General features: G+C 58.3%; 4 protein-coding genes. 1 reads left to right on the plus strand and 3 read right to left on the minus strand.

The genetic code is table 11. From position 1 onward, the window contains the following. The first annotated feature begins 152 nt into the window (after positions 1–152). Positions 153–1,838, plus strand: coding sequence for a dihydroxy-acid dehydratase (gene ilvD, locus ACWIUF_RS16550; protein WP_448573627.1), 1,686 nt, complete (start codon positions 153–155; stop codon positions 1,836–1,838). Between the two features lie 35 nt (positions 1,839–1,873). On the opposite strand, the gene ACWIUF_RS16555 is transcribed toward ilvD, so the two are convergent. The 3 genes from ACWIUF_RS16555 to ACWIUF_RS16565 all read right to left on the minus strand — a co-directional run. Continuing rightward, positions 1,874–2,644 carry a hypothetical protein gene (locus tag ACWIUF_RS16555; protein WP_448573628.1) on the minus strand — a complete coding sequence of 257 codons (771 nt, stop codon included), beginning with the start codon at positions 2,642–2,644 and terminating at the stop codon, positions 1,874–1,876. A gap of 35 nt (positions 2,645–2,679) precedes the next feature. Then, positions 2,680–3,906 carry a pyridoxal phosphate-dependent decarboxylase family protein gene (locus ACWIUF_RS16560; RefSeq protein ID WP_448573629.1) on the minus strand — a complete coding sequence of 409 codons (1,227 nt, stop codon included), beginning with the start codon at positions 3,904–3,906 and terminating at the stop codon, positions 2,680–2,682. A gap of 441 nt (positions 3,907–4,347) precedes the next feature. Beyond that, a partial coding sequence (locus tag ACWIUF_RS16565; protein WP_448573630.1) for a BamA/TamA family outer membrane protein occupies positions 4,348–5,479 on the minus strand: 1,132 nt, incomplete at its 5' end.

The raw sequence follows: 5,479 nt of genomic DNA on the forward strand, positions 1-5,479 counted from the left end.
GGGGTGAAGGCGAGGGTGGGGACAATGTAAAGAAAACTGTCACATCTGCATGGTCGCACCCCGATCGAGCGGACACTGGGGATGAGAACGCAGCCAAATTAGATTGCTCGCAATTAGACTTTTAGACTTGCACTTGCAGACGAGAACGCATCATGTCGGACAATTTCAGAAGCCAGGTCATTACCCAGGGCGTGCAACGATCGCCCAACCGCGCCATGCTCCGGGCCGTGGGCTTTGGCGACGATGACTTCAGCAAGCCGATCGTGGGGATTGCCAATGGCTACAGCACGATCACGCCCTGTAATGTGGGCCTGGATGATTTAGCCAAGCGGGCCGAAAAGGGCCTTAAACAGGCGGGCGCGATGCCCCAGGTCTTTGGCACGATTACGATCAGTGACGGGATTTCGATGGGCACGGAGGGGATGAAGTATTCCCTGGTGTCGCGGGAGGTGATCGCCGACGCGATCGAAACCGTCTGCAATGGGCAAAGTATGGATGGGGTGTTGGCGATCGGCGGCTGTGACAAAAATATGCCGGGGGCGATGATTGCCATTGCCCGCATGAATATCCCGGCGATCTTTGTCTACGGCGGCACGATTAAGCCGGGACGCTACAACGATCGGGATTTGACGATCGTCAGCGCCTTTGAAGCCGTTGGTCAATACAGTGCCGGGAACATCAGCGAGGCGGAACTGTTGGGGGTGGAGCGCAATGCCTGCCCAGGGGCCGGGTCCTGTGGCGGGATGTACACGGCTAATACGATGTCTTCGATCTTTGAGACGATGGGGATCAGCCTGATGTATTCCTCTACGATGGCGGCGGAAGATGAGGAAAAGGCCGATAGCACAGAAGCATCCGCCAAGGTCCTCGTCGAGGCGATTCGGCAGCAAATTCGGCCCCGCCAACTCCTGACCCGCAAGGCATTTGAAAATGCGATCGCGGTCGTGATGGCCGTGGGTGGCTCCACCAATGCGGTTTTGCACCTGCTGGCGATCGCCCATGCGGCGGAGGTGCCCCTCAGCCTGGATGATTTTGTCGCTATTCGCGATCGGGTGCCCGTCCTCTGTGACCTCAAGCCATCGGGCCGCTACGTTACCACCGAGTTTCACCAAGCTGGTGGCGTGCCCCAGGTGATGAAAATGCTCCTCGCCAATGGTCTGCTCCACGGCGACGCCCTGACGATTACGGGCAAAACGATCGCCGAACAACTGGCTGACATTCCCGCCGAACCCCCAGCCAATCAGGACGTGATCCGCCCCTGGTCCAATCCCCTCTACCCCCAGGGCCACCTGGTGATTTTGAAAGGCAATCTGGCTACCGAGGGCGCAGTGGCGAAAATTTCTGGCGTGAAGAAGCCTAGCATGACGGGACCGGCACGGGTGTTTGAGTCTGAGGAAACCTGCTTGCAGGCAATTCTGGCTGGGCAGATCAAGGCCGGGGATGTCATCGTGGTTCGCTATGAAGGTCCCAAGGGTGGACCCGGTATGCGGGAAATGCTGGCCCCCACTTCGGCGATTATTGGCGCTGGCCTAGGGGATTCCGTGGGCCTGATCACCGATGGACGCTTTTCCGGGGGGACCTATGGCCTTGTTGTCGGCCATGTGGCGCCAGAAGCTGCCGTGGGGGGGACGATCGCCCTAGTCCAAGAGGGAGACTCGATCACGATCGATGCCAATGCACGCCTGTTACAGATCAATCTGTCCGAGGCGGAACTGGCCCAACGGCGGGCCAACTGGCAAGCCCCTCCGCCTCGCTATACCCGTGGGGTTCTGGCCAAGTACGCCAAGCTCGTTTCATCCAGCAGCCAGGGAGCCGTGACCGACGCCAATTTGGGCTAAGTGCCAGTGGGATAGCCCTCTAGCCTGTCTCTAGGCTAGGTAATACGGATGCCCAAAGGAAATCGTTGGGGTTTACGAAACGTCCAGGCTAAACAGCCATCCGCCTCTAATTGTGGGATTGGAGGCGGGACGACGAGCGGCAGCAATTGGACGACAAAGTTGAGGTAGCGATCGCCCTCCTCTAGGGCTTGGTGATACTGCTGGCGTTCCGCCTCGGTTGCGGCATAGTCTTCACCCAGCCAATCGGGCATGGGTTCACTGGGGCGAGTACGCTGGAAATAGTCAAGGGGATTTTCCGGTTCAATACCGGCTGTTGGCTCGAAGAGTTGAGGGTTTTCAATTTGCCCCCAGCCCGTTGATAAATCGCCCGGTGGATAGGCATAGACGGTAACGGTATATCGTCCCGGCGGGACCTCGACATAAAGTTGTAGCGTGTCGTGCGGATCGGTCTCTGTGAAGGCAGGTACTTCTACGTCAGCATCGACAATACCAGAGATGACTAATTGTCCGGTGGGTAAATGCAGTTGCCAAGCTGCCCGTGCCGTCCAATCTTCTTGTTGCCGTTCGTCTAATTCTCCCAACACCACCTGGGTTGTATAGCCATCATCTTGATATAAGCTCATGGGCATAATGGCATGACGATCGAGAATGAGTTGCCGCACGGTGTCGATGTCAATTTTAATCACATTGCCTTCCTTGTGAAACCAGGCTTGGCAAAATGTCTCATAGGCATCCAGGGAACCGACCCAAATCATGCAGCCCGCTTCCCAAAAACTGAACGTTACCCGATCGCCAGTTTGCAACATATTTTGTTTGGCTCCTATATTGAGCGGTATTTTGACTATTTAGAATTATCCTGGCGATCACGGGCAACCGCTGCTGCGATGGCCGTCACGATGCGATCGCGATCCACACAGGGATTCGCGGCGACGGCTCTGGCCCAAGTTTCACCCCCCAGGACACAGGTAGAGAGCATCCCCGCTGGGGTCTGGGCAATGAAGTCGGGGGTGGTTATCCCGAGCGGACGGAAAACGGTAATGCCTGTTTGGGGACGGTGCCACAGTTGCAGGCGATCGTGGGCCGTGATGGCATCAGCCAGGTACTCGGCAACATCCATGAGGCGATCGAGACGGTTGGCCAACCCCGAGCGTCCCCAGGCCAGGAGCGTCGCCAGCAGGGGAATCGCTGCCGCCGATCGTGATCCCTGAACACCAATATTGGGTTTGGCCAGATAGCCACTCCCAAAGCTGATGGCGGCGTTGGCGGTGGCCAGATCCCGGAAAAGGATCAGGGCCGAATCCTTGGGTTGAAACAATAGCTTGTGGGCGGAAACGCTCACCGAGTCGGCGTGTTCGATCCCGTTCAGGCGATCGGCGTAGGTGGGACTGAGGCGCAGTGGACCAGCCCAGGCCGCATCGACATGGGTCCATTTAGCCGTACCCGCCAGGGAGAGGGGGTCGATCGCGCCGGTGGCCGTGGTTCCTGCCGTGAGGACGAGGCAGGCATCGGCGAGGGCGGGCAGGTGTTGGACATCCAGGCGTCCGTGGCGATCGGTCGGCACCTGGATCAGGTCCAGGCCTAGTAAACGACAGGATTTTTCGATACTCAGGTGGGCCACTTCCGAGGCGACCACGGTGCGCACCCCCGCCGCATCGCGAGCCGCCCAGAGTCCCGTGAGGTTGGCCAGGGTAGAACCTGCACAGAAGTGTCCCCCGGCCATGCCGAAGTAGGGCGTGAGCCAGTCCAGGACGATCGCCTCGGCCTGCGTTGCAAAGGGGGCGGTCATGTCATGGAGCAGGTTTTGATTCAGGCTGGCGTTCCAGAGGGACATGGCCCAGGTAATCCAGGGGGTAGGGGGGTCCATGTGGGCAAAGCTCGTGGGCGCATCTAGGTGGGCGGCTGTTCCCAGGACATGACCCGCTAGGCGCGCGATCGTCCGTTGTTCCCCAATCCCTACTTCTGGGAGTTGCCGGGGAAGATCGCCCGCCGTGCCCGTTTGCCCCTGGAGATAGGCGAAGGCGAGGGCAAGGTCGGGGTGGGCGGTAAAGCTAGGGTCAGGGCAATCCATGTGTCGGTGTTAGCAAGGGTGGGAATCCGTAATTTAACCTGAATTGGCTCATGTGCTGATATCAAACTTTATGCCGGGAGCATTCATATAGCCTCTCAGGTGATGGATATGCATGGGGTGGGCGCAGGCTAGCAGCTTTTACCACCATCCTGCACAAACCATTTGGGATTGCTATACAGCCGTTCCCGCTCGAATGAAGTACGGTCACGCCTTGTAAACCAGGGGCTTAAGCCCCTGGTCTGTACCTCATCCAGTATGGCAGTGCTGTATTTCTGTGGGTATCGACTGCGCTTTCAGGTAAGCCATGATTTCCCACCCAAGCGGGCCGTTTCCCGGTCACACCCAAAACGCTCAGGCATGGCCCAGAAAGCAACCCGGCTTCGGCAGGGACACGAGTCCTCACCGCTTGGTTTTTGGTTTAAGGATTGGGGTTAGGACCCGTTAAAACCGATCGCCGATCGTCACAATCACCGACGTATCCCCTTCATTCGTTAGGGCAAACTCTAGGCGACCCAGGCCCCATTGGGTTTCTGTTTGCAGGCCGAACCCAAATCCAAAGCCATCACCCGGTTTGTTCCGTACCTCGGCTGGCCTGCCGATCACCTCATCAGCAGTCCCTAAATCACTCGCAAATTCTGTAAAGAGCGCCCCGCGAATAGGAAACTCCCGCGAGAACAGCGTGAGATCGAACATGGGGAACCGATATTCCACTGCCCCCTGGACAAAGCTACTTCCCGTACTAATCCCGCCGCCATCCCAACCGCGTACTGAACTGCTGCCCCCCAAATTAAAGGCCTCATAGGGTGGCACATTCCCCAATATCGTCCCCCCTTGCACATCAACAATAAAGGTTTTGGGACCTGGTTGGAAGCCAAAAAATTCCACTGGCAGGTATTGGGTATAGCGGGCATTCAGCCGCGTGAAGGTAACACTATCCTGACCGATCGTGAACCCCTGATCGGCCCCGACACGTAGCATCGATCCTTCGCGGGGGAACTGAGCCTGGTGGAGATTATCCCGCACTAGGGCAAAATCCAGGGTGACCACGTCATCCATCCCATCGGCATCGACGGTTACCCGGTTGCCCTCCTCATCCCTGGACACCGCCCCACTCCCAAAGGCATCCGGTCGCACCGACACCTGCTGATAGCCCACCCCAAACGCCCCATTGATTTTGGCGCTGATCGGGAAGTAGGTTTCCATTCCGCCCCCGATCCGCTGCACCCAGGCCGTCTCGCCACCGGGCAAGTCCACCTCCCGATCGCCCCCTCGGAACGCTGGCGACCAGGACGTTTGAACGGCAAAGTTTACCCCCAGCCCTTGATGGGCCGCATTGAGTTGGGTGAACCCCGCATCAAAGGCAAAAATATGCTCTCCCCCCTCCAGAACCAGCGCCAGGTTACGGGTAGCCGATAGGGCATGGGCGAAACGCACAATCCCTGCTAGTCCCGTACTTTTAGTGGGGGTTTGCACGATCGAGGCTCGTGCCGAACCGGGCAGCACCGTTGGCAAGGGGAAACCGGGCGCGAAGTCAAAACTTAAGGCCCGGGGACGCGGAAAATCGGCACTGGTG

It is taken from the genome of Trichothermofontia sp. (assembly GCF_053493415.1).